Origin of the sequence: Dehalobacter sp. DCM, assembly GCF_024972775.1 — a bacterium.
GTDB lineage: Bacteria > Bacillota > Desulfitobacteriia > Desulfitobacteriales > Syntrophobotulaceae > Dehalobacter.
On record NZ_CP092282.1, the window covers coordinates 1 to 24712 of the forward strand.

Below are 24712 nucleotides of genomic sequence, written 5' to 3' on the forward strand. Positions count from 1 at the left end.
ATGTCTCCGAATACGATATATTTGAATGCTTTTTGGGAAAACATCTTGGAAAAACTGAAAGAAGAACTATCTAAGCCCAGTTTTGAAACCTGGCTGTCTTCGACTAAGCTTGTTGACTTTTCCAATAACAAACTTACCATCAGTGTCTCGAATGAATTTGCCAAAGATTGGCTGGAAAGCAGATATTCATCATTAGTAAAATCAACAGTTCAGAACTATCTGAACTGTCCAGTTTCATTAACTTTTATTGCCGAACAGGATCAGATGGATGCTCCAATTATCGAAGCCACCGGTCTAAATTTTGGCACCCTTTCTCATTCATTAAATCCGAAATACACCTTCGATACATTCGTAATAGGTAATGGTAACCGGTTTGCTCATGCTGCAGCTCTTGCTGTTGCCGAATCCCCGGCAAAATCCTATAACCCATTATTTATTTATGGCGGCAGCGGTCTTGGAAAAACTCACTTGATGCATGCAATCAGTCATGTGATCACTAAAAACTTTCCTTCTATGAAAATACTCTACGTAACCGGAGAACAGTTTACTAACGAAATGATCGATTCTATCCGTTATGAACGCCAGGTCGAATTCAGAAATACATATCGTAAAATTGATGTCCTGCTTATTGACGATATCCAGTTCCTGGCCGGTAAAGAAGGGACCCAGGAAGAATTCTTTCATACATTCAATACGCTTTATGAAGCAAATAAACAAATCATTATTTCTTCCGACCGACCACCGCGGGAAATCCCTACTCTGGAAGAAAGACTGCGTTCGCGTTTCGAGTGGGGATTGACCACAGATATTAATCCACCAGACTATGAAACACGTATAGCCATATTAAGAAAGAAAGCGGAATTAGAAAACTTTGTTGTTCCGGATGAAATCATTATATTTATTGCCAGCGAAATTCAATCAAATATTCGGGAATTGGAAGGCGCTTTAAGCAAAATTACTGCTTATTGCATGCTTACCAATCAACCGATTACCGTGAGTCTTGCGGAAGAAATTCTTAAAGATATGATCCCTCAGAAAAATCAAAAGGTCATATCTCTGGAAGTTATCCAAAAGAATGTTGCTGATCACTATAAAATGTCTATTCAGGAATTTAAACAGAAAAAAAGGACCCGAACCATTGCTTTTCCTCGTCAGATCGCCATGTATCTTTGCCGTGAGCTAACGGACCTTTCTCTGGAACAAATCGGTGATAAATTTGGAGGCCGGGATCATACAACTGTAATCCATGCCTGTGATAAAATCGGTGACCTTAAGAAAAATGACCCTTCCGTTGAAAAAAGCATTAATGAAATCATTAGTAAAATAAAGTCCAGTTGATCGATTATAATATATTTTGTGGATATATTATTGAGGTTTCCACAGGATATCAATAATTCTTTCCCTTACGATATACTGTAATCTAAAGCCATCCAAATACCTTATCCACAATTCCTGCTCCTATACTACTACGATGACTTTAAATTAATATTATATTATTATTATGTTTTGATTATGCCTGAAAAAATGAAATAGGGGGTAACAATGAAAATATCATGTAGAAAAGAAGATCTGATTGCCGGAGTAAACACGGTTCAACGAGCAGTTTCCTCTAAAAATACACTTCCTATACTTCAAGGTATGCGCCTTCGTACTGAGGATGAAAATCTTGTTTTTGAGGCGACTGATTTGGAAATCGGCATACGCTGCAGAATACCTGTCAATGTTCAGGAAGAAGGACAGGTCGTTTTACCGGCTAAGTTATTTTCTGAAATTACCCGAAAGCTGCCGGATACAGATATAAAAATTGAAAGTACAGATAAAAACATCAATATTTTCTATTATTCATCCGATTTTTCTATAAATGGGTATGATCCTGATGAATATCCGGAGATTTCAGATATTTCTTCCGGTTCAACGATAGAGCTGCAGTCATCTCTCTTTAAAAGCATGATTAAGCAAACCATATTTGCCTGTTCCTTGGAAGAAACACGACCTGTTTTTACCGGCCTTCTTTTACAGATCGATAAAGAAACTATCTGTCTGGTAGGAACAGATACACACCGACTGGCATTCAGCAAGGAAATATTAACAGGAAACAGCCAAGAATTTAACGGCATTATCCCGTCAAAAACCATGCAGGAAATCTACCGCCTTTTGGATGATGACGAAACATTGACCATCAGTTTTACGAATTCAAGAGTAATTTTTAAATTCAGCCAGGTGCAGATCGTCACGCGTTTGATCGAAGGTCAGTTCCCAAATTACAAACAAGTCATTCCACCTAGCTGTAACACAAAGCTTTTTATTAATACAAAAAAATTATTGGACACCGTCGAAAGGGCATCGCTTCTTTCCAAAGATAACTACTTAAAAACAAATACGGTTCGCTTTAATATTGAAAATTCACAGCTCAGTATTAACCATTATTCAGAAATGGGAAAAATATTTGAGCAATTGGACATTGAACAAAATGGTGAAGATGTTGCTATCTCCTTCAATGCCAAGTACCTTATCGACCTATTAAAGGTTATCGATTCAGAGAATGTGATAATGGAAATTTCAGGCTCATTCGGGCCATGTATTTTCCGTCCTGAAAATAACGATAATTACTTATGTTTAGTTCTACCTTTGCGTAATTGATGAATGACTTCTGAAATGTGACGATAATGCATATTAGTGATTTATATTTGGTCAATTTTAGAAATTATAAAGAACAAAGGGTAGTATTTGACCCCGGAATTAATTTGCTTATCGGGCCTAATGGCCAAGGTAAAACGAATGTGCTGGAAGGGGTAAGTTATTTAATAACTGGAAAATCTTCCAGGATAAAATCTGAAAACGATCTGATTCATTGGGGAGATAAAAATTTTTTTCTTGCAGCTTTCTTTGAGGTTAATGACAGGCAGCTAAAATTGGAGAGTTTTTATGAACCGGGAAAAAAGGTCATGAAGATAAACCAGTTAGCGTGTAAGCGGCTTTCGGATTATATCGGAACCGTGAATTCTGTATCTTTTTCACCGGATGATCTCAATATTGTCAAGAAAGGGCCTAATGAAAGAAGACGTTTTATTGACCTTTTGATTGCCCAGATAAGACCGTCGCATATTACTTTACTGAATGCCTATATTCGTGTTATTCATCAAAAAAATACTCTTTTACGTACAGAGAAGAACCTAACATTGTTGAAAAGCCAGATCCAAGCATGGAATGAACAGATCATCGATATTGGGACGAAGATTATTCGCAATCGCATAGAAATGATCGAAAAACTAAATAAACAATGCCAAAAAATATTTAAAAATATATTTTCCGATGATGATCTGCTTGTCCTTCATTACTATGCACTTGGTAAAAAAGACAGCAGTGAGGCGGTAAATCACTTTCCTGAGCTTCTCGAAAAAAAAATGATGCATGAAATTGAGCGCAAAACAGTTCTTATCGGACCCCATCGGGATGATATGATTATTTTGTTAAACGGCAATGATACACGGATGTTTGCCTCGCAAGGCCAGCAGCGTTCGATCGTATTAAGTTTGAAGCTCGCAGAAATGGAAATAATATATCATGAGAAAGCTGAATATCCTATCTTACTTCTGGATGATGTCCTCTCAGAATTGGATGAGTTCCGGCGTGAATATCTGATCAACTATATTCATTTATCTTCAAAACAAACAATTATAACGATGACGGGCGCTGACGACAGGGTTATAAATAGTCATACTGCTGTTTATCAGGTTTTGAACGGCATAATTAGGAGGAAATAACGTGTTTCTTCATATTGGTAACAACTATATGGTACGGAAAGATAAAATAGTGCTGATACTTGACTTGAATACAGCCGGCAGTAATCCGGCCGCTAAAAAATTATTAAATAATGTCCTTAAGAAAGGAAAAGTTCACACTATTGCTGAAGAGGGCAAGCAAAATACGTGTATCATCACCGATAATGCGTGCTATATATCCCCAATTTCTTCAGGTACTCTTTTAAAAAGGTCACTTAATGAAAGCGAATTTTAAGCTGGATATTGATTAAGGGGGGCCTCTCTTTCGGGGAGGTCTTTCTATATGATTACGACGCAAGTCACGGTGCCACTCGATGGTAAAGAGTGACGATTGAACCAAAATTAATTTTATAGTATAATATTAAGGTTAAAGGATAAATTTGGGAGGGAACAGCTTTGCAGGAAGTACCAGAATTAGATAATAATAAGGAACTAGTAACGGAATATAATGCTGGTCAAATTGAAGTACTTGAAGGATTGGAAGCTGTTCGAAAACGCCCTGGGATGTATATCGGTTCCACAAGCAGCAGAGGCCTACATCATCTGGTCTATGAGATCGTCGATAACAGCATCGATGAAGCTATGGCCGGTTTTTGTGATGAGATTCAGGTGACTATACATCAGGGAGAAAGTATTACTGTCAAAGATAACGGACGCGGGATACCGGTGGATATTCAGCCCAAACTCGGTAAACCTGGGGTGGAAGTTGCTCTGACCGTGCTGCATGCCGGCGGAAAGTTTAACGGCGGTGCCTATAAAGTATCCGGCGGTCTGCATGGCGTCGGGATGAGCGTTGTTAATGCGCTTTCAGTCGGTTTAAGGGTCGAAATCAAAAAAGACGGTAAAAAATATGAACAGGAGTATTCACGCGGTAAAACACTGTGCGAACTCAAGGAAATCGGTACGTATAAAGGCCGGTCCGGGACGATGGTCACTTTTCAGCCTGATCCGGAAATTTTTGAGGATACGATTTATGACTTTGAAGTATTGTCGCATCGCTTAAAGGAATTATCTTTTTTAAATAAGAGCGTCACAATATCATTGACCGATGAGCGGACGGATACGAAAGAAATATACAATCACAATGATGGACTTACGGATTTTGTAAAATATCTCAATAAAAACAAAGATCCCATTCACCCCAAGCCGATTGTCTTCGAAACAGAGAGAGACGGGATCCAAGTCGAAGTGGCCCTTCAATACAATGAAAGTTATACGGAAACGTTGTTTTCTTATGCCAATAATATCAATACCACGGAAGGCGGCACGCACGAAGCCGGGTTTAAAGCGGCATTGACCAGGGTCGTCAATGACTATGCCCGTAAAAACAAAATTTTGAAAGACAATGAGAATAACCTAACCGGTGAAGATGTTCGGGAAGGTCTGACAGCGATTATTTCTGTAAAAATTCCTGAACCTCAATTTGAGGGACAGACGAAGACCAAGCTGGGGAACAGTGAAGTCCGTTCGATCGTTGATAATGTCGTCGGCGAAGGTCTTTCCACTTTCTTCGAGGAAAACCCAGCAATAGCCAAAAAAATTATCGAAAAAGGATTACAGGCAACCCGAGCCCGACTGGCTGCGCGAAAAGCCAGAGATCTGACTCGCAGAAAGAGTGCGTTGGAAAGCACGTCGTTACCGGGAAAACTAGCCGACTGTAGTTGGAAAGATGCGCGATATTGCGAAATATATCTGGTTGAGGGTGACAGCGCCGGTGGTTCAGCGAAGCAAGGACGCGACCAAAAATTCCAGGCTATTTTGCCGCTGCGCGGTAAAATCCTCAATGTAGAAAAAGCACGCTTAGACAGAATCTTGAGCAATGCTGAAATAAGAGCCATGATAACGGCATTTGGCACCGGGATATCGGAAGAATTTGATATCGAGAAAGCACGTTACCACAAAGTTGTGATCATGACAGATGCGGATGTCGACGGCGCGCATATCCGTATTCTTTTACTGACCTTTTTCTATCGCTATATGCGGCCGCTGATTGAGAATAATTATGTCTATATTGCTCAACCGCCGCTTTTTAAAATCAAACACGGCAAAGAAATCACCTACGCCTATAGCGACCAAGAGTTAAGCAAAATCCTTGAATCGGTTGGCAGAGAGAAAACAGAAATACAACGCTACAAAGGTCTGGGAGAAATGAACGCTGAACAGCTTTGGGAAACGACAATGGATCCTGAAAAACGCACGATCCTGCAGGTAAAACTGGATGATGCCATGAGAGCGGATGAACTTTTTACAATGCTGATGGGAGATAAGGTTGAACCGCGTAAAGAGTATATACAAAAACATGCAAAGGATGTAAGAAATCTGGATACCTAAGCGAAACCCTTTTGATCAAAGTAAAAGGAGTGTAAATGCATGTCCATGGAACTTTTTAGCGGCAAGGTATTGCCCATTGAAATTTCTGAGGAATTAAAGAAATCATTTATAGATTATTCGATGAGCGTTATCGTCAGCCGTGCCCTTCCGGATGTACGGGACGGACTGAAGCCGGTTCATCGTCGTATTCTGCATGACATGAATGAATTGGGAATGTACCCGAATAAAGCTTACAGCAAATCGGCCCGTATGGTCGGGGATTGCATGGGTAAATTCCATCCTCATGGCGATTCGTCGATCTACGATGCGGCCGTTCGAATGGCTCAGGATTTTTCCTATCGCTATCCGTTAATCGATGGTCATGGCAATTTCGGTTCTGTCGACGGTGATTCCGCGGCAGCGATGCGTTATACTGAGATGAGGATGGCTCCGCTGGCCTCATATATGCTGGCCGATATTGATAAAGATACGGTTGACTTTGTTCCAAACTATGATGAAAAAGAAAAAGAGCCCACCGTACTACCGGCAAAATTCCCTAATTTATTGGTTAATGGATCTTCAGGAATTGCGGTCGGCATGGCTACAAATATTCCGCCGCACAATCTTGGCGAAGTCATCGACGGTGTCATTTGCCTGATCGATGGTCAGGACATCGAAGACCCACACGCCCGTCCCGGTTTAAAAGAGCTGATGCAATACATTAAAGGCCCGGATTTTCCGACATCAGGTTTGATCATGGGAACAGAAGGAATTATGGACGCCTACACCACCGGTAGAGGTTCCATTAAAATTCGCGCACGCGCCAATATCGAAAGAACCGAAAAATCCGGCAAGATGCAGATCGTTGTAACTGAAATACCCTATATGGTCAATAAGGCCAGACTAATTGAAAAGATCGCCGAACTCGTTCAGGAGAAACGAATTGATGGAATCACCGATCTGCGGGATGAAACAACACGCAAAGGGATGCGTATTGTTATCGAGCTCCGTCGCGATGTGACGCCGCAGGTCATTTTAAATCAGCTTTATAAGCATACCCAACTGGAAGACACTTTTGGAATCAACATGCTGGCGTTGGTTGATAATACACCCAAGGTCTTGAATCTTCAGGAAATGATTGAATATTTTATCAAGCACCAAAAGGAAGTTATCATTCGCCGCAGCCGTTATGAATTAAAGAAAGCAGAAGATGAAGCACATATTGTAGAAGGATTGCGTAAAGCATTAGACTTTATCGATGAAGTCATCGAAATTATTCGCTCTTCTAAGGATGATGATATTGCTAAGGCTAAATTGATCCTGCGTTTTGATTTCAGTGACAGACAGGCTCAGGCTATTTTGGATATGCGCTTAAAGAGACTGACAGGATTGGAAAGAGAAAAACTGGATGCTCAGTATCAAAAGTTAATGGACGAAATCGCTTACTTAACTGCCGTTCTTAACTCTGATAAAATGGTACGTGAAATCATCAAAACCGAATTAAAGGAAATCCGTACCAAACATGCTGATGCCAGACGCTCAGAGATAACTTTTGATGCCACAAAGATGGAAATTGAAGATCTGATCGCCGATGAAGATGTTGTCATCACCGTCACCCATCGGGGTTATATCAAGCGTCTGCCATTAAATACGTATCACAGCCAGCGGAGAGGCGGAAGAGGAATTACTGGTATGTCTACCGGTGAAAATGATTTTGTAGAAAATCTATTTATCGCTTCGACGCATCACTATATCCTATGCTTTACTTCCAAAGGCAAGGTATACAGGCTGCGAGCCCATGAGATACCTGAAGCCAGCAGAACGGCTAAGGGAACAGCCATCGTCAACCTCCTCAACCTTGCTCAGGACGAGAAGGTAACGGCAACCATTGCCGTTAAAGATTTCAAAGATGATTATTATTTGCTCACTGCGACCAAGAATGGTATTGTGAAGAAGACATCCCTTCAGGATTATGATACCAATCGCCGTGATGGATTGATTGCTTTGACTTTGGATGAAAACGATGAATTGATTGGTGTCCGTCTTACAAAGGCCGACGACGATATTGTCATAGCAACGCGCTTAGGACTGACGATCCGTTTTTCGGAAGAAGATGTACGGTCAATGGGTCGAACTGCTCGTGGTGTAAAAGGTATTTCTTTAGGGAAAAAGGACTATGTGATTGCCATGGATGTTGTCGATAAAACGCTTAAGGGCTTGGAATTGTTGACGATGACTGAAAATGGCTTTGCTAAGAGAAGTAATCTGGAAGACTTCCGGATCCAGGGCCGCGGCGGCAAAGGAATTATCGGACATCGCATAACATCAAAAACCGGTCCGCTCGCCGGAATCAAGGTTGTAACATCGGATCAGGAGCTCATGGTAATAACAGATGAAGGTATCGTTATACGTCAGGAAGTTAACGGGATCTCTGTGCAAGGACGATCGGCTCAGGGCGTGACAGCCATGCGGACCGGAGACAGCAAGGTTGTTGCCATAGCAAAGTTTGTCAGCAAAGACGAAGAATAAAGGATCAATCGCTAAAATACCCTCATACCTTAGTATAAAATATCATGGCATATAGAAAATAACATAAATTGATCTTTAATTTGATTTGTAGGAGGATTCATCAAAATGGTTGAAGTAGCATCTTGGAAAGTAAAAACAGGCCTGGCGGAAATGCTGAAAGGCGGCGTCATCATGGACGTAACAACACCTGAACAGGCAAAAATAGCTGAAGAAGCTGGAGCCTGCGCGGTTATGGCCCTGGAAAGAGTCCCATCCGACATCCGTGCAGCCGGTGGTGTTGCCAGAATGGCAGATCCCACTATTGTTAAAAAGATCATGGAAGCTGTAACCATTCCAGTAATGGCTAAAGCCAGGATTGGGCATTTTGTTGAAGCTCAGATCCTGGAGGCACTTGGCGCCGACTATATTGATGAAAGCGAAGTACTGACACCGGCGGATGACCTGTACCACATCAACAAACATGATTTTAAAGTACCGTTTGTCTGTGGTGCACGTAACCTTGGCGAAGCTTTACGTCGTATCGGTGAAGGCGCTGCTATGATCCGAACGAAAGGTGAACCCGGAACAGGCAATGTTGTCGAAGCGGTTCGCCATATGCGGACGGTGATGTCCGAAATACGCCGGCTAACAACAATGCCTAAGGAAGAGCTTATGACCGCAGCAAAAGAAATGGCTGCGCCGTATGATCTGGTACTCTATGTAGCCGAACATGGCAAACTGCCCGTTGTCAACTTTGCTGCCGGCGGAATTGCGACCCCCGCGGATGCCGCACTGATGATGCAGTTAGGCTGTGACGGTATTTTTGTGGGCTCAGGAATATTTAAATCGACTGAACCGGCCAAACGTGCCAGAGCAATTGTCTTAGCAACAACCCATTACAAGGATGCAGATATGCTGGCAAAGCTTTCCGAGGAAATCGGGGAAGCGATGCCTGGTCTTGAGATTGCAACGATAGCTGCGGCTGATAGAATGCAGGAGCGTGGCTGGTAAAATGAAAAAGAAAATTGGCGTTCTGGCGATTCAGGGCGCCTTTCGCGAACATTGCCGGACTTTGGAAAAGTTGGGTGTTGAAGCTGTTGAAGTGCGATCTGTCGCCGACTTAAAGGGAATCAGCGGACTGATTATCCCTGGGGGAGAAAGCACTGCCATCGGTAAACAGCTGGAAATTAACGGTTTTGGCAATAAAATCGTAACCATGGCTAAAGAAGGGTTTCCTGTTTTTGGCACATGTGCCGGGATGGTTTTGTTAAGTAAAAATATTGACCATAGCCAACAGTATACTTTGGGTTTATTGGATACGACGGTTAAACGGAATGCATTCGGAAGACAAATTGCCAGTTTTGAAGCGGATATTCCGGTAAAAGGACTCCAAGGTGGCGATCTGCGGGCGGTCTTTATTCGCGCACCGTATATCCTGGAGTCATCAGCGGACGTAGATATCTTGTCGGTATATGATGGCAAGATTGTTTTTGTCCGGGAAGATAATATCTTAGCCAGTGCTTTTCACCCGGAGTTAACAGACGATACCCGGGTGCATCAGTATTTCTTAGATATGGTTGATCAGTATCAAAAATAGGAGGTTCCCGTTATGCTCGATCTAAAATCAGTGCGCAACAATCCAGAAATAGTACGAGAGGCACTTAATAAACGCCATTCTGATATCAACCTCGATGAATTCTTACTCCAGGAAGAAAAAAGGCGGCAGATTCTTTTTGAAGTAGAGACGCTTAAAGCGGAACGCAATAAGGTTTCTGAAGAAGTTGCCAGAATGAAAAAAACTGGTCAGAATGCCGAGGATCTGATTCTTAAAATGCGTAATGTCGGCCAAACGATCAAAGAGATGGACGACAGCCTCAATGAGATCGAGCAAAAGATGCAGGAAGTTCTTTACACGATCCCAAATATCCCGGATGTTTCCGTACCCGAAGGCAAAGACGACAATGACAATATCGAAGTCCGCACATGGGGTGTTCCCAGAGATTTTGCTTTCCAACCATTAGCGCACTTTGAGTTGGGCGAAAAACTGGATATCTTGGATTTTGCTCGGGCGGGGAAAGTGACGGGAACGCGCTTTACTTTCTATAAGGGTTTAGGTGCACGCTTGGAAAGAGCGCTGATTAACTTTATGATGGACAGGCATGCCGCAAAAGGATATATGGAAATCTTTCCGCCCTTTATGGTTAACCGCCAGTCTATGTTTTCCACCGGACAACTGCCAAAATTCGCAGAAGATGCCTTCAAAGTTGAAAATACCGACTATTTTTTGATTCCAACGGCGGAAGTGCCGGTAACTAATCTATACCGCGATGAAATTCTGGATGCAGACAAGCTGCCTTTGAAATTCTGTGCTTACAGCGCTTGTTTTCGGGCTGAAGCCGGCGCAGCCGGTCGGGACACCCGCGGCCTGATTCGTCAGCATCAATTCAATAAAGTCGAACTGGTGAAATTTTCATTGCCGGAGAATTCGTATCAGGAGCTGGAACTTTTGACGGCAGATGCAGAGGCAATTTTGCAGGAACTGGAACTCCCCTATCGGGTAGTTATACTCTCGACGGGTGATCTCGGATTTAGCTCGGCTAAAACATATGATATTGAAGTCTGGCTTCCAAGCTTCACGATGTACCGGGAAATTTCCTCCTGCAGCAATTTTGTTGATTTTCAAGCGAGAAGGGGAAATATTCGCTTCCGCCGCGGACCTAAAGAAAAACCGGAATTTGTTCATACCTTAAACGGCAGTGGCTTAGCTATCGGCAGAACAGTATCAGCAATCCTGGAAAACTATCAGGAAGAAGATGGGCGGATACGAGTTCCTAAAGCATTAATCCCGTATATGGGAACGGAGTATATTGGTTAGGCAATGCCTGTATTTGAAGATACTTTGTTCGATGGTGCAATTAATTGGATTTCTGCATATAAACTTGTTTTTTCAATAAGTTTTATGAATTCTAATGTTTTTATGTTTTTAATACTGCGTAAACTGTGTGAATCGAATAAAATATTTTAGCTAAATTGTCTTATATAAGATATCGCTTGCTTCTTGTCTTGCACAAAAGATTATGATATACTATCTCTCGTCTAACTGTGGAGGGGTGTCCGAGCGGTTTAAGGAGCCGGTCTTGAAAACCGGTGACCCCGCAAGGGGCCGTGGGTTCGAATCCCACCCCCTCCGCCATGAATATAAGAGCGTCATCGAAAGATGACGCTTTTCTTATAAGGGGGTGGGATTCGAACGCGAGGATCAGGCCGCTCCTTGCCATTCATGGCACCGCGGCATTAGGCCATCCATGGCCGTTAAAACGCGCCCCATGGAAGCGTTTTCCCGAGCTGGCGTGATAGCGAGCCAAAGGCGAGCGGAGCGAATCCCACCCCCTCCGCCATAATAAAGAGCAAAAAACGCTGTTAAAAGACAGCAAGAAACTGAATGAAAAATGGAGCCTATAGGCTTGTCTGGAGTTGTAGCCACCAATAATGCAAATTCGCCATCGATGGCGAATTTGCATTATTGGTGGCTGTTTGGAATATATGCTTTGATCAAGGATTAGAAAATGAAGCGACAATGAATGTTTTAGAATAAATTAAAACAAGACTTATATAGATGGTTGATGATAAAATAGGTATAGGATTCCACTTGACATTGCCACCGGAAAAGGTAAAATAATAGAAGTCGGCTTTTAAGGAAATAATTCTTTTGAGCCGCTTGGATTAATTAATAATCTGTCGGCCTCGTAGCTCAGGTGGATAGAGCGGGGGTTTCCTAAACCCTGTCTTGCGGGGGTTCGAGTCCTCCCGGGGCCACCATTTAATTATTTTTCAGTACTGCACGGGGTTTAAAAACAGGAAGGTAACGGAAGGAGTCCATCACTGAGGAAATGAAACATGAAGACTGGATGCGTTTCGCTTTGGAACAAGCCCAGAATGCTTTTGATCAGGATGAAATACCGGTCGGAGCTCTTATCGTCCATCAGGGGAAAATCCTATCTCTTGCTTTCAATGAAAAAGAACAAACCCAGGATCCCACAGCACATGCCGAGATATTGGCAATTCAGCGTGCTGCGAGGAAAATTGGCAATTGGCGGCTGACTGATGCAACACTTTATGTTACATTGGAGCCATGCCCGATGTGTGCCGGTGCTATTGTTCAGTCGCGAATAAAACAATTGGTTTATGGTGCAACGGATGCTAAAGGCGGGGCAGTCGAATCGGTGATGAATGTTCTGAATAAGAACTGCTGGAACCATAAAGTCGACGTTATTGCCGGTATTTTGGAAGAAGAATGCGCAGCGCTTTTAAAAACCTACTTTCAAAATAAGCGAAGCAAACCGTGAAATAAATAGTTTAATACCTCATAAATAGTGTGATAATCGTATATGGAGAAGTAGCGAAGTGGTCATAACGCACCGCACTCGAAATGCAGTGATATTATTGGATAGGTAGAACCCGCAAACCCTTGTAAAATTGGCGTTTCTGCGGAACAGGAACAACTTAATACTTGCTATGTCTGCTCTAAAGGTCTGTCATTTTTCCGAGTAGCCTTTAGAGGAAGATAATATACTTTATTACACGGAGGCGTACCGAAGCGGTCATAACGGAAACGACTCGAAACCGAATGCGATATCTGGAAGCCATAATCCTTAAACAGTTGACATGACTTGCTTTGCTGAGTCACCTTGACAACTTAATACCCCAAGTTCTCTCCATCAGTTCTCTCCTTTTTCCGAGGGATATCTGAGACCTGATGTTTGGAGATATAATACGGAGAAGTACCCAAGTGGTTGAAGGGTCTGCACTCGAAATGCAGTAGACCGGCTATACCGGTGCGAGAGTTCGAATCTCTCCTTCTCCGCCAGAAAACCAGCGGTTTTCCTCAGTTTGAGGGAAGCCGTTTTTTTCGTATTGTGCAGAGACGACTTGTTTATTGCATTTTTGGCTCAGACTGAATCATTATTTTTCTCCACCTCCTTTGCTGTTTCAATTACGAAATTCAATCCCTCGATCATGGCTTGTGCTGAAGAAAGCTTCGAATTGTAATCCAGGTGAGCATAGATATTAGCTGTCGTTGAAAAGTCGCTATGGCCAAGCCAATCTTGAATCTGCTTCATCGAAACGTTGTTTGCCAGCAGCAAGCTGGCGCAACTGTGTCTGAGATCGTGGAAGCGTATCCTTCTGAGTCCATTGTTCTCCAAAAGCTTTGGGAAAGCTGTCGTCAAGTATCCTGGCCGAAGCCTGACACCCATTTCGTTGACACAAATATAGTCCAGGTAATCTTTACTATAGGATCTTCCGCAAAGTTTCCGATTGATTTCCTGCTGCTCTTTAGCTGCAAGAAGTTTCTCTTTGAAAGCTGGAACCAATGGCAGTGTCCTCATGCTGGACTTGTTTTTTGTAGAGTCCGATGCATGGATGATGTGTTTACCATCAATGTTAAATGATGTGACGGTGTGCTTTACCACTAATGAATTACTATTGAAGTCGATGGCGCTCCACTTGAGACCTACAATCTCACTTCTGCGCAATCCGTAAAATGCTCCCAAAAGGACTGGAAGTTCAAGATTCGTTCCTCTCACTAATTCAAAAAGTTGATTTACTTCATGGCTGTCATAGAAGCTACCGACAAATCGCTCCTGTCGGGGCCGTTCTATCTTGCTGGCCGGGTTGACCGGAATCAGCTCAATCTTAACGGCATACTTCAGCGCTTTATGAATTACGGAGTGATAATGAATCACTGTGCTGGCCTTCACTCGCTTCAGCTGTAGCGTGTAAAAATCCTGGATATCCTTCGGCTTCAGATCAATCAGTTTGATTGCCTTTTCCTTAAAGTATGGGAGGATTGGCGATTTGCACATTCCAGCATAGCTTGCGTAAGTTGAAAGCTGAATTGTACTTTTGGCGATCTCCAGCCACTGTTCAAGAAAAGCATGAAAGAGCATATCTTCTGTCGGTGTGGGGATTTCGGGAACGAAGTTCTTTCTTGCCTCCTGGAGAAGATCCTGAGCCCTTTTCTTGTTTCCCTTGACGGTCAAGCCGGTTGTGATCCATTTGCTCTTGCGTTTACCTTCATGGTTAGTGTAGTTCAGTACAATATAGAAATTACCGTTTTTTTCTTGCAGGTGTCCTGCTACCATTATTAAAACCTCCTTTGTTTGTAGCTCCGATTACCTGCCGTTGACACTTTGAGCGTATCACGGGCAAGTTCCTTCGTGCAATGTTGTGGAGGTTCAAATTGATGGCTGCTCATTACCGACTCTGAGATATGATATGATGTGCGCTTTGGGGATGCGATAGTTACGCCCAATTTTGACAAAGGTCACTTCACCATTTTTCAGTAGCTTATAACCTGTCTTGGTGCTGACACCAAGGATTTCACACATTTGATCAATATTCATCACGTCGGGATAATCTTTGAGCATGAGGCTGTAGGCTTCCTTGCTGGATAAAGTATTGCTCATGCAAAAACCTCCCTTCACTATATAGAAATAGAAAACAGCCGCACCTGAATCAATCTTTCCGCATTAATTTGCGGGATTTTTCATGATGCGGCTGCTGTATTTGATTCTTGAGTTTGTGGATTGACCGGACAAGCGTGGGCTTCACGCTTTCATAGGACTTTCACCTCCCTCCATTCTGATGGCGGGCCGTACTCATTGCCTGCGACGGTTTGATCACGCTCGGACTGTGACTATACGGAAGTATCATTATCTGATGCACAAGGTCATGGCCAGCTGATCAGCCACGATCAGCATGTGGCAAAGGTATGGATCGCTCTCTTCTAGATTGAAGGTCATCGCGTACATGCCACCTGGCTTGTCCTTACGGCTCATACACCAAAGGTATCCGGTTCTCCTATATGAAGTTGTCAAAGATCGCTTTTATGAGAAGATAAAAGTCCCTCTCATAAGCCATGAGAATTAGAAGCCTTTTTTGAACCCTATTCATCAAAATTTTTTAAATCTTTTTCTAGACTTCTCAGTGCCTGAGCAATCGACTTGCAAACGGCCTTAACACTGACACCTTCTGCGTGGGCAATTTCTGACTTGCTCATCTCTAGAAAATAGAAAGCATAGATTCGTTTGGCCTGGATGTCCGGCAGATTGGAAATGGCAGCATGGAGTTCCTGCTTCGTCATCTTCCGCTCATAGATCTCATAGGGTGACATGGAGACAAAAATTGATTCATGCTCGATCCCATCATCCCGATCCAGTGAATAGTGAGCTTTATTCCAGTGAACCTTTCTCTGGTAGTTCAGTTCTTTGCGTTTAGATTCTTCGAAGATTTCAGCGATCTCATCATCAACCATGACAAAACAGTCATTCTCATAAAACGGGTATACTTCCCGCAGATTTATCTTTTTCATTTTCATTCTCCTTTTTGTTTGCCGCTAACAAGCCAAAACAAAAAGGAGGCGGTGGGCTGCGGCATCTCGGGGAGAGATGACAGTTAGGGTCATTTAGTGAGTTTTTTATTGACATGACAGGCTCCTTTTAGCTGGAACCTGTCATGGGTGATTGCACTGCCCAAAAAGCTGATTACTGAATAAAAAAGGCCGGATGATCCTCTCAAATTGAGTAATCATCCGGCGGTGGTAGCTCAGTGAATCGGCTCCGGTGCTCGGTATAGATTTTATTCAGTTGTACATTTCCTGCTTGTGCGGTGGTCGCTACTTTTTAAGTGCGCCGGTGCTCCATAAATCAGTAAACGTTGTTTATATCTGGTCTGCGATGACCGGAATAGTGGCCACTTTGCCGCACATCTCACACTTGATGGTGATGATGCCGACGCTGTCAGTAGTAACATCAAAAAGCCGCTTGCCACAATAAGGGCAGTTGATGGGTTTATAGAATTCATCGAAGGCTTCTTTTTCTGCTCCGAGGATGATTTCAGTGGTCCTCAGACAATCTGATTTATAAGGACAGGCCTTCGTGTTGCTGCATTTGATCAGGACCTTTAATCTTGAGCCATCTATGGTGTCAAACAGCCTTCTTTCTCGGTTGCATTTGATCTGAACATTTCTCATTTGTTATCCCTCCTGTACTAGGCGTACATGATTCCGGGCATGATGACCTCATGGCTGCTGACTCCTGGAGTTTTGATGCTATCAAGCAGTGATGCTGAATAGATGGACCATTTGCCATAACGGTTGCGGATGGTTTCGATGGTGTCATCCAATTTTTCCAGCCTAGCCCACCTGGCAGCATCGTCAAAGAGCATCAGCTGCTGGGGCATGAACTTAGGTTCCAGGTTGATAGCGCGTACTGTAACAGCCCTCACATATGTATGCCAGTCGTTGTGTATTTCAAACAGATATTTTGCTGCCAGGGCGATCTCCATGGGGCTTTGGGTCGCCATGGGCAGCTGCATCTGATATTGACGATAGGATAGGTCTTTGTCCTTTACAGTGATCTGAACGCCATTAGCTTTCATGTCATGAACACGAAGACGGTGACTAATGTCCTGGGTTAGGTGGAGCATTACTTTCCAGACCTCATCATTGTTCTCCAGATCAGAGGTACAGGTTGTGCCGTGTCCGATGGACTTAACCGGGGAATAAAAGTCGTTTTTCATCACTCTGGACTGGTCCTCTCCGTTGGCAAAGAACCAAAGCATCTCACCGTTTTTCCCCAGAGTGCTCCGCAAGAAGTCTCTTGGCGCTTTAGCCAATTCTCCAATTGTCCGGATACCGTAGCGAGACAGCTTCCTGTCTGTAGCTCTGCCAACATAGAAAAGATCTGATACAGGCAGAAGCCAAACCTTCTCCTGATAATCGTCCCGACGGATGACGGTAATGGCATCAGGTTTTTTCATGTCGCTGCCAAGCTTGGCAAAGATCTTGTTGTAGGAGACGCCAATGCTGACGGTGAGTCCGAGCTCTTCCCGAGTGGTTCGCCGGATCTCCTCAGCGATAGAAAGATCATTTCCGCAGACACCCTGGCTTCCTGTCACATCAAGCCAGCATTCATCCATGCCATAGGGCTCAACCTGATCCGTGAAACGCTGATAAATCTCCCGGGTGAGTTTGGAATACTTCAGGTATTGATCGTACTGGGGAGGTACCATCAGAAGATCCGGGCATTTCTGTTTGGCTTCCCAGTTGACCATGCCAGTCTTGATACCAGCCTTTTTTGCCTTTTCTGATTTGGCCAGTACAATACCGTGGCGATCTTCCGTGGAGCCGCAGACCGCGATTGCTTTGTCCCGAAGTGCTGGATTCAGCATGATTTCTACCGATGCATAAAAGCTATTCAAGTCACTGTGCAGAATTGCTCGCTCGTTTTTCATGAAAAGCCACTCCTTTCCAGGGCTATGTAACATATTTGTTGACAGATGAAGTTGCGGTAGGTATAATGAAGATAACTTCATCTTGTAACTCAATGTTAACAGGTCAATGAAGATTAGTCAATATAAAAATGAAGTTGAAGAAGTTATATTCATTACAGGAGGCAAAGAAATGAAAACTTTCTCAGAGAAAACCAAAGAAGCTCGTGAGGCATTAAGGCTAAATCAGCAGCAGTTGGGTGAGCTGGTCGGGGTGTCCAAGCGTTCCATTGCAGCCTATGAGACCACCGATACCAAGCCTCGCGGAAATGTTGCGCGAAAACTCGCCGCTGCTCTGCAGGTGTCTGTGGATTATTTGCTGAATGATGAAATCACCGATCCGAAATATGGCATAGAAAAAGCTCCCTACATTGAGGAAGCTCGTGATCGTTTAGGGAATAAGGCGGCCAAGGAGATGAATGGCTTACTAGATCAGAATTTGGCCCTCTTTGCCGGTGGTGAACTGGATCAGGAAGCAAAGGACGCTTTTTTCGAAGCAGTAATGAAGGCTTACTTGAAGTGTAAGGATGAAGCCAGAAATACCTATAGTCCAAAAAAGAAAGGCGAATAAATATATTTGCGAACTATCTAAACTGAGATCCTATTTCTCGCGTACTGCAATCTACGAGTCCGTATTTTTGGACAGTCAATTTGCTTTAATGGATTTAAGGAAATCGGTCCTGGATGAGCGTTTATTTCAGATCAATTGAAGGTGATTACATGTCTATTGAATATATTTGTCAGAAAGTGTACCGCTTAATGCGCAAATATGATGAATCAGATCCCTGGAAGCTGGCGAATGCTATGGGTATAATCGTATTATTTCATCCCATGGGAACAACGCCAAAATCCTGTAAGGGTTTCTTTTTGTATCAATCCAGGAAAAAGCAAATCACCATCAACAGCGAATTACCAGAAGCCATCCAAAGGATCATTCTGGCTCATGAAATCGGCCATGCAGTCCTTCACCATGACGCTGCCAAGATGAGAACCTTTCATGACTTTGCGCTCTATGATACGTCTTCACAGATGGAATACGAGGCCAATCTCTTCGCTGCTGAATATCTGCTGAAGGATGAAGTGGTTAGAGAAAGGCTGAATGAGGATACCTTCTTCTTCTCCGTCGCCAAAGAACTGGAGGTGCCACCTGAACTGCTTGATTTTAAATTCAGGATTCTCAAGTTGAAAGGATGGCAAATTGAATCACCAATCCTGGCAAACAGCAACTTTTTAAAGAATTTGTCAGATCGGGGTGAGGACACGTGAATACTTCGTCCAAGGTTTATGTAGCTGTCATCGCAGCTTTTTCAGAAGACGGAAAGCTTGATCCAAAGCAACTTCGCTGGGAAGATGGCCGGGAATACACTATTGATAAAGTCCTAGATGTCCGTCCAGCAGCCGCACTGAAAGCTGGCGGTCAAGGTGACCGATATACGGTGCGGATCAAAGGTCACCAAAGCTATCTTTTCTTTGAGAGAAGCACAAATATCGGTGAGACGAATCTGGGAAGATGGTTTGTGGAACGGAAGTGAATAATGGAAATGATAATTCCTGTTAATGCCGACAGATTTCAGGTATCTGATCGGCTATTTTATTGCTCAGATAAGGCGTGATAAGAAAGATGATGGCGTGAATTTCAGAAAGTTATACAGAAAAAACGTTTTGAGAAGAGATTTTCGCAAATAACTATACATTTTTATGCCATTTAAGAATCCATCGTGATATAATCGAATAAATAGGCTATGTACTGTACTCCACAAATGAGGTGTGATCAGATGGATGTTAGCTACAACAAATTATTCAAACTGTTAATTGATAAAAGTATGAAAAAAACAGATCTCCGTATGGCAACAGGGATTAGTCCGAACACCCTTACAAAATTGTCCAATAATGAATATGTGTCCATGGAAGTGCTTGTTAAAATTTGCCGAGTGCTTGATTGTGATTTCAGCGACATTATGGAAATCATCCCAATTAAAAAACATGAATAGACTTCAATTCAGAATAATTTGATAGGAGGTGCATTGATGGCAAGAAAACAATATAGTGCCGGAATGGTCAAACTGCCATTTTGGTTTTCAGAATTTAAGAAAATGATCAGCCTGTTGAATTCAGGGATGTCATTATCAGAAATTAAAATTTTAAATTTGAAAGAAAATATTTTTTCGGCTCCAACTGAAGCTAGGGCCAAACAAATATTCAACACGGTATCTACACGAGTAAAGGCATTAGATTCAAGCTTCTATAATTTATTTGAGCAGTGCGATATCGCAAGTCAAAAACTGATTGCACTCATTGCAGTCATGGAAAGCGATACACTGTTTTTTGATTTTATGTATGAGGTCTATCGAGAAAAGTTGATCATCGGAATCGATGAGATCACAGATAGCGATATCAGCGTGTTTTTCAAAGACAAACAATTGCAGAATGAGCGGGTTGCCAAATGGACGGATCATACACTAAAAACCCTTGGGAAAAGTTATAAAACTGTATTAATGGAATCAAGTATCTTGGATAGAACTTCAGGGGCGAAAAAAATCATGAAACCAATCATGGATCAATCCTTGGAGTTAAATCTTAAAAACTGTGGTATGGAAATGACGCTCCGTGCCTTAACGGGGGTGCGATAATGGCCAGTTTGGAAGAACGACTCGACTTAGCGGAACGCTTGATCAAAAGTGAAAGCTTCCGGCAGAACAAGGGGCTTGGAAATGAAGTCGGTTACTATGTGTTTGACTATCCGGCTGAAAAAGAACTTGTGGTCAGAGAACGTATTGCCTACATGAAAAATAAAAACTCCCGGGGTACCGATGGGTTTGAGCTGGTCGTATTCGATCTTTATGACATCATGATTGATATCCTGGAAAAAGAAGGCTTTTTAGAACAGTGTTATGTGTTTGAAAAGAAAAAAGGATTCGACCGGATCATCAAAGCCGTGGGTAATCTTCTAAAGATCAATGATGCTGACAGTTTGATCGTCCAGTACATTCAGGAGAATACACCGGAAGATGCGGTAATTTTTTTGGTGGGAATCGGTAAATGCTATCCGATATTGCGATCCCATAAGGTACTCAACAATTTGCATCAAACTCTGGATCGAGTGCCGGTTGTGCTGTTCTATCCAGGGAAATACGATGGCCAGGAACTGGTCCTCTTCTCAACGATTAAAGATGATAATTACTACAGAGCCTTCAAGCTTGTAGATTAGGGGGATGAAGATGTTTATTAAAGATATGTTTGTTAAGCCCATCGACCGAGACATTAAAGGGGTCATCAAAGTTGGCCAGGCCGATGATGAAAACATCAAGCAAGAGTTGGAAGAATATGTGGTGACCAGAGAGCTGCAAAAGCACTTTACTGATTTTTTTAGCAGCTATAAAAAGGGAATCAATGGGTCTACCGACAAAATGGGTGTCTGGATTTCCGGTTTCTTTGGAAGCGGTAAATCTCACTTCTTAAAGATCCTGTCTTATTTAATCGAAAACAAGGAAGTCAACGGCAAGAGAGCCCTTGACTATTTCATAGATGACAAGAAGATCATCGATCCGATGGTTCTAGCGGACATGAAGCTGGCAGCAACTGTGCCAACGGATGTCGTCCTGTTTAATATCGACTCTAAAAGCGAAATGGCGGGAAAACAGACAAAAGATGCCATTGTTTCTGTATTTCTCAAAGTCTTCAATGAAATGCAGGGCTTTTGTGGTTCCATCCCTGCACTTGCTGATCTGGAACGGCAGCTCACAGAGCGAGGAAAATACGACGAGTTTAAAACCAAATTCGAAGAAGAGTTTGGAAAGACATGGATAGATTCCAGAAACAAGTTTGATTTCATCCAGGACACCGTTGTGGATGTCCTCTCAGAGATGGACTTTATGAGCGAATCCGCTGCCCGCAACTGGTGCGAAAAGGCCATAGAACCTTACCAGATCAGTATTGAGAACTTCGCCAAAATGGTGAAAGAATATCTGGAACACAAAGGCCGCAATCATCACCTTGTTTTCTTGGTGGATGAGATTGGTCAGTACATAGGTGATGACTCCAAGCTGATGCTGAATCTTCAGACCGTTACAGAAGACCTGGGAACAGCTTGCCGTGGTAAGGTCTGGATCATCGTGACAAGCCAGCAGGATATTGATTCAGTTACCAAAACAAAAGGCAATGATTTTTCTAAGATTCAGGGACGTTTTGACACGCGTCTCTCCTTGTCGTCTGCCAACGTGGATGAAGTTATCAAAAAAAGAATTCTGGATAAAACAACTACTGCAGAACAAACCCTTAGAATCCTATATGAGCAAAAATCCACCATCATCAAAAATCTCATTGTCTTCAACGATGGCGTGGAGAAAAAACTTTATGCTAATGAGAATGACTTTGCCTTGGTATATCCCTTCGTGCCTTACCAGTTCAATTTGCTAGCCAGTGTCCTGACCTCCATCCGGACTCATGGTGCATCAGGAAAACACCTGTCTGAAGGTGAGCGTTCCATGATCGCCCTATTCAAGGAATCGGCTATGAAGCTGATGGGTCGGGAACATGGCGCCCTAATCCCCTTCAATGTGTTCTATGATGCCCTGCATCAATTCCTGGATCACAGCCACAAAGGAGTAATCTCTCGTGCAGCTGACAACAGTTATATAAATCCTGATAATGAAGTAGAATGCTTTAATGTCAATGTTCTAAAAACCCTGTTCATGATTAAGTACGTCAAAGAGATTACAGCAAACACGGAGAATATCACCAGTCTGATGATTTCTGACATTGATACCGATCGGATCGCATTAAAGAAACGCGTCGAAGAAGCCCTAAAAATCTTGGTTCGACAAATGCTGGTCCAGAAAAATGGCGACAACTATGTCTTCCTGACCGATGAAGAGCAAGAAATAAACAGGGAAATCGAAAACCAGAATGTTGAGATGGCTGAGGTCATCAGCAAAGCCTCGGAGATAATTTTCGAAGATGTTTTCAGCGATAAAAAATACCGATACCCGGAACACAATGGACGGTATAATTTCGCGTATAACCAGATCGTGGATGACCGACCTTACAAGTCGAACCAGAATCATGATATTGGCGTTCGCATCCTGACCCCTGGTTCTGACTACAGTGAAGATGAAACGACCCTTCGGATGATGTCAGGTCAGGGCAAAGAAGTTCTAGTGGTGCTGCCGAATGACTCTGCATTCTTAAATGAGTTGAGAAGCGCACTAAAAATAGAAAAATACTTAAGACTGACGACTTCCAATAAGCTTGCCAAATTCGAGCAGATCAAAGAAGCAAAGCGAATTGAGATGCGCGAAAGAAACGGCAATGCGAAGCTGTTCCTTCAGGAGTCCATGAAAAATGCTGCCATCTATGTCAATGGAGATCGTGCGCAGATTGGAGCGAAAGAGGTTTCTTCCCGCATCAATGAAGCTTTGGGACGATTAGTCTCCACCGTTTACCACAAGCTGTCCTATATCGATGTGGTCATGAATGAGGCGAATATTAGATCATTGTTCAAATCAACGAACCAGCAGTCATTTACCCTTGAAGGCGGACAGGAAGCTAACGCACATGCCATTCATGATGTGCTCAGTTTTATTGCCAGCAATTCATCCATGCATACCAAGACCTCCATGAAAAGCATCATGGATCGTTTTATGAAAGCACCCTATGGCTTTGTGGAAGACGATGTGGAATGGCTGGTGGCAAAGCTGTTTAAAAACGGAGACATTTCTTTGACATTGAATGGTGCCTCCATCACACTGTTGAACAAATCAGATGATGAAATCGTCCGTTACCTAACAAAAAAAGAATACTTGGAGAAGCTTCTTACAGAACGTCGCCAGCAGGCAGGTATTGAGGAGAAAAAAGCTGTTCGGGAGGTCATGAAGGAATTATTCGGCGTGTCCAGTATCAATGATGATGACGATTCCATCATGCAGTCTTTCCAAAGCTACAGCAGCAGCCTCATCAATGAGCTGGATAAGTATGAAATCATGTATAACAATCATTATTTTCCGGGAAAGAAAACCGTTACGACTGGTAAAGGACTGCTACGGGCGGTTGTCCAGATTCAATCCCCGTCGGAATTTTTCAAGAAGGTCCATTCTGAACGGGATGCATTGCTTGATTTTGCAGAAGATTTCGAGCCGATAAAAGCATTCTTCTCCGGAGAGCAAAAAAATATTTTTGAGAACTCCTTAAAACTCATGAAAATCTATGATGAGAGTAAGACATTTATTGTCAGCGAAAAGGTTGAAGAATACGTCGCGGATGTTAATACCATTCTGAGGAAAGATGTACCTTATAGCGATATCCCTAAACTTCCTGATCTTCTGGATCGTTTCAAGGAAGCCTACATGGGTGTTTTGACTCAAATGGAAGGACCGATACTGGAAGCCATAGCAGATGCGAAAACGAGAGTGTTTGAGGTTCTCGATACGAAGTCCTATAAGGATGAGCTGAAAGACCGATACCTCAGACTATTTACGGAGATTAAAGATAAGGCAACCACCTGCAACAACGTAGCAACGCTTCAGAATATAAAAGTTGAAGCGGATGCACTGAAGGTTAGGCTGCTCAATGAGATGGCCAAGAAAGATCAGATTATACCTCCTGGTCCAGACCCAACACCTCCACCTAAAAAAAGCAAGAGTATCAGCATCAAGAATGTCAGCCGGACTTCGTCCTGGCAGATCGAGTCTGCACAGGATTTGGATAAGTACATGAGTGATTTACGGGCACAGATCATGAAAGAACTTGATCAGGACACCATCATAAACATTGAGTTTTAAGGGGGA

Annotated in this window: 22 protein-coding genes and 3 tRNA genes; 20 read left to right on the plus strand and 5 right to left on the minus strand. The window is 42.9% G+C overall.

The annotated features are described in order from the left end of the window. The 13 genes from dnaA to LPY66_RS00065 all read left to right on the plus strand — a co-directional run bounded on the left by dnaA (position 1) and on the right by LPY66_RS00065 (position 13467). The gene (dnaA, locus tag LPY66_RS00005; protein ID WP_337986161.1) at positions 1-1338 is read left to right on the plus strand and encodes a chromosomal replication initiator protein DnaA; all 1338 of its coding nucleotides are present in this window, start codon (positions 1-3) and stop codon (positions 1336-1338) included. A gap of 204 nt (positions 1339-1542) precedes the next feature. Continuing rightward, positions 1543-2640 carry a DNA polymerase III subunit beta gene (gene dnaN, locus LPY66_RS00010; RefSeq protein WP_337986162.1) on the plus strand — a complete coding sequence of 366 codons (1098 nt, stop codon included), beginning with the start codon at positions 1543-1545 and terminating at the stop codon, positions 2638-2640. A gap of 26 nt (positions 2641-2666) precedes the next feature. Beyond that, positions 2667-3764: a DNA replication/repair protein RecF gene (gene recF, locus LPY66_RS00015; RefSeq protein ID WP_337986163.1), complete on the plus strand. Its 1098-nt coding sequence runs from the start codon at positions 2667-2669 to the stop codon at positions 3762-3764. A 1-nt stretch (position 3765) separates the two neighbouring features. Next, entirely contained in the window at positions 3766-4017 is a 252-nt protein-coding gene (gene remB, locus LPY66_RS00020) for an extracellular matrix regulator RemB (protein ID WP_337986164.1), read from the plus strand. A gap of 161 nt (positions 4018-4178) precedes the next feature. Further along, a complete protein-coding gene (gyrB, locus tag LPY66_RS00025) occupies positions 4179-6113 on the plus strand; it encodes a DNA topoisomerase (ATP-hydrolyzing) subunit B (RefSeq protein ID WP_337986165.1) in 1935 nt (644 codons plus the stop codon). Positions 6114-6152: 39 nt separating this feature from the next. After that, positions 6153-8621 (plus strand): DNA gyrase subunit A, encoded by a 2469-nt coding sequence (gene gyrA, locus LPY66_RS00030; protein ID WP_337986166.1) that lies wholly within the window; start codon positions 6153-6155, stop codon positions 8619-8621. A gap of 105 nt (positions 8622-8726) precedes the next feature. Continuing rightward, the gene (gene pdxS / locus LPY66_RS00035) at positions 8727-9611 is read left to right on the plus strand and encodes a pyridoxal 5'-phosphate synthase lyase subunit PdxS (protein WP_337986167.1); all 885 of its coding nucleotides are present in this window, start codon (positions 8727-8729) and stop codon (positions 9609-9611) included. Between the two features lies 1 nt (position 9612). Next, positions 9613-10197 (plus strand): pyridoxal 5'-phosphate synthase glutaminase subunit PdxT, encoded by a 585-nt coding sequence (gene pdxT / locus LPY66_RS00040; protein ID WP_337986168.1) that lies wholly within the window; start codon positions 9613-9615, stop codon positions 10195-10197. Positions 10198-10209: 12 nt separating this feature from the next. Continuing rightward, positions 10210-11475, plus strand: a complete 1266-nt coding sequence (gene serS / locus LPY66_RS00045; protein ID WP_337986169.1) for a serine--tRNA ligase — start codon at positions 10210-10212, stop codon at positions 11473-11475. A gap of 229 nt (positions 11476-11704) precedes the next feature. Next, a tRNA-Ser gene (locus LPY66_RS00050) sits at positions 11705-11793 on the plus strand. Positions 11794-12340: 547 nt separating this feature from the next. Further along, positions 12341-12419 (plus strand) — tRNA-Arg (locus LPY66_RS00055). Between the two features lie 71 nt (positions 12420-12490). Further along, the gene (tadA, locus tag LPY66_RS00060; RefSeq protein WP_337986170.1) at positions 12491-12946 is read left to right on the plus strand and encodes a tRNA adenosine(34) deaminase TadA; all 456 of its coding nucleotides are present in this window, start codon (positions 12491-12493) and stop codon (positions 12944-12946) included. A gap of 429 nt (positions 12947-13375) precedes the next feature. Beyond that, positions 13376-13467, plus strand: a tRNA-Ser gene (locus LPY66_RS00065). Between the two features lie 82 nt (positions 13468-13549). Here the strand turns inward: LPY66_RS00065 and LPY66_RS00070 are convergent. The 5 genes from LPY66_RS00070 to dinB form a co-directional block, all read right to left on the minus strand. Continuing rightward, positions 13550-14743: a tyrosine-type recombinase/integrase gene (locus LPY66_RS00070; protein ID WP_337986171.1), complete on the minus strand. Its 1194-nt coding sequence runs from the start codon at positions 14741-14743 to the stop codon at positions 13550-13552. Positions 14744-14836: 93 nt separating this feature from the next. Further along, the gene (locus tag LPY66_RS00075; RefSeq protein WP_300741996.1) at positions 14837-15067 is read right to left on the minus strand and encodes a helix-turn-helix domain-containing protein; all 231 of its coding nucleotides are present in this window, start codon (positions 15065-15067) and stop codon (positions 14837-14839) included. 479 nt (positions 15068-15546) lie between these two features. Next, the gene (locus LPY66_RS00080; protein WP_337986172.1) at positions 15547-15972 is read right to left on the minus strand and encodes a sigma factor-like helix-turn-helix DNA-binding protein; all 426 of its coding nucleotides are present in this window, start codon (positions 15970-15972) and stop codon (positions 15547-15549) included. A gap of 348 nt (positions 15973-16320) precedes the next feature. Further along, entirely contained in the window at positions 16321-16632 is a 312-nt protein-coding gene (locus tag LPY66_RS00085) for a hypothetical protein (RefSeq protein WP_337986173.1), read from the minus strand. A 17-nt stretch (positions 16633-16649) separates the two neighbouring features. Then, entirely contained in the window at positions 16650-17894 is a 1245-nt protein-coding gene (dinB, locus tag LPY66_RS00090; RefSeq protein ID WP_337986174.1) for a DNA polymerase IV, read from the minus strand. 169 nt (positions 17895-18063) lie between these two features. On the opposite strand from dinB, the gene LPY66_RS00095 reads away from it, so the two are divergent. The 7 genes from LPY66_RS00095 (at position 18064) to brxC (ending at position 24706) form a co-directional block, all read left to right on the plus strand. Further along, positions 18064-18501 carry a helix-turn-helix domain-containing protein gene (locus LPY66_RS00095; protein WP_337986175.1) on the plus strand — a complete coding sequence of 146 codons (438 nt, stop codon included), beginning with the start codon at positions 18064-18066 and terminating at the stop codon, positions 18499-18501. Between the two features lie 188 nt (positions 18502-18689). Continuing rightward, on the plus strand, positions 18690-19196 hold the full coding sequence (locus LPY66_RS00100; RefSeq protein ID WP_337986176.1) for an ImmA/IrrE family metallo-endopeptidase: 507 nt from the start codon (positions 18690-18692) through the stop codon (positions 19194-19196). Continuing rightward, positions 19193-19462, plus strand: coding sequence for a hypothetical protein (locus tag LPY66_RS00105; protein ID WP_337986177.1), 270 nt, complete (start codon positions 19193-19195; stop codon positions 19460-19462). The genes LPY66_RS00100 and LPY66_RS00105 overlap by 4 nt, the downstream gene beginning before the upstream one ends. A gap of 243 nt (positions 19463-19705) precedes the next feature. After that, positions 19706-19921: a helix-turn-helix domain-containing protein gene (locus LPY66_RS00110; RefSeq protein WP_337986178.1), complete on the plus strand. Its 216-nt coding sequence runs from the start codon at positions 19706-19708 to the stop codon at positions 19919-19921. A gap of 36 nt (positions 19922-19957) precedes the next feature. Then, positions 19958-20560, plus strand: a complete 603-nt coding sequence (locus LPY66_RS00115) for a DUF1819 family protein (protein ID WP_337986179.1) — start codon at positions 19958-19960, stop codon at positions 20558-20560. Then, a complete protein-coding gene (locus tag LPY66_RS00120; protein WP_337986180.1) occupies positions 20560-21138 on the plus strand; it encodes a DUF1788 domain-containing protein in 579 nt (192 codons plus the stop codon). Before LPY66_RS00115 ends, LPY66_RS00120 begins: the two co-directional genes overlap by 1 nt. A 10-nt stretch (positions 21139-21148) precedes the next feature. Next, on the plus strand, positions 21149-24706 hold the full coding sequence (gene brxC / locus LPY66_RS00125) for a BREX system P-loop protein BrxC (RefSeq protein WP_337986181.1): 3558 nt from the start codon (positions 21149-21151) through the stop codon (positions 24704-24706). Positions 24707-24712: the final 6 nt, after the last annotated feature.

Excerpts from the sequence above, each read along its gene's own strand:
- LPY66_RS00120 (WP_337986180.1), top strand. The coding sequence starts at position 20,560 with ATGGCCAGTTTGGAAGAACGACTCGACTTAGCGGAACGCTTGATCAAA.
- LPY66_RS00080 (WP_337986172.1), bottom strand. The coding sequence starts at position 15,972 with ATGAAAAAGATAAATCTGCGGGAAGTATACCCGTTTTATGAGAATGAC.
- LPY66_RS00085 (WP_337986173.1), bottom strand. The coding sequence starts at position 16,632 with ATGAGAAATGTTCAGATCAAATGCAACCGAGAAAGAAGGCTGTTTGAC.
- LPY66_RS00100 (WP_337986176.1), top strand. The coding sequence starts at position 18,690 with ATGCGCAAATATGATGAATCAGATCCCTGGAAGCTGGCGAATGCTATG.
- dnaN (WP_337986162.1), top strand. The coding sequence starts at position 1,543 with ATGAAAATATCATGTAGAAAAGAAGATCTGATTGCCGGAGTAAACACG.
- recF (WP_337986163.1), top strand. The coding sequence starts at position 2,667 with ATGCATATTAGTGATTTATATTTGGTCAATTTTAGAAATTATAAAGAA.
- LPY66_RS00110 (WP_337986178.1), top strand. The coding sequence starts at position 19,706 with ATGGATGTTAGCTACAACAAATTATTCAAACTGTTAATTGATAAAAGT.
- dinB (WP_337986174.1), bottom strand. The coding sequence starts at position 17,894 with ATGAAAAACGAGCGAGCAATTCTGCACAGTGACTTGAATAGCTTTTAT.
- LPY66_RS00070 (WP_337986171.1), bottom strand. The coding sequence starts at position 14,743 with ATGGTAGCAGGACACCTGCAAGAAAAAAACGGTAATTTCTATATTGTA.
- LPY66_RS00095 (WP_337986175.1), top strand. The coding sequence starts at position 18,064 with ATGAAAACTTTCTCAGAGAAAACCAAAGAAGCTCGTGAGGCATTAAGG.
- brxC (WP_337986181.1), top strand. The coding sequence starts at position 21,149 with ATGTTTATTAAAGATATGTTTGTTAAGCCCATCGACCGAGACATTAAA.
- tadA (WP_337986170.1), top strand. The coding sequence starts at position 12,491 with ATGAAACATGAAGACTGGATGCGTTTCGCTTTGGAACAAGCCCAGAAT.
- dnaA (WP_337986161.1), top strand. The coding sequence starts at position 1 with ATGTCTCCGAATACGATATATTTGAATGCTTTTTGGGAAAACATCTTG.
- pdxS (WP_337986167.1), top strand. The coding sequence starts at position 8,727 with ATGGTTGAAGTAGCATCTTGGAAAGTAAAAACAGGCCTGGCGGAAATG.
- LPY66_RS00075 (WP_300741996.1), bottom strand. The coding sequence starts at position 15,067 with ATGAGCAATACTTTATCCAGCAAGGAAGCCTACAGCCTCATGCTCAAA.
- LPY66_RS00115 (WP_337986179.1), top strand. The coding sequence starts at position 19,958 with ATGGCAAGAAAACAATATAGTGCCGGAATGGTCAAACTGCCATTTTGG.
- serS (WP_337986169.1), top strand. The coding sequence starts at position 10,210 with ATGCTCGATCTAAAATCAGTGCGCAACAATCCAGAAATAGTACGAGAG.
- gyrA (WP_337986166.1), top strand. The coding sequence starts at position 6,153 with ATGTCCATGGAACTTTTTAGCGGCAAGGTATTGCCCATTGAAATTTCT.
- pdxT (WP_337986168.1), top strand. The coding sequence starts at position 9,613 with ATGAAAAAGAAAATTGGCGTTCTGGCGATTCAGGGCGCCTTTCGCGAA.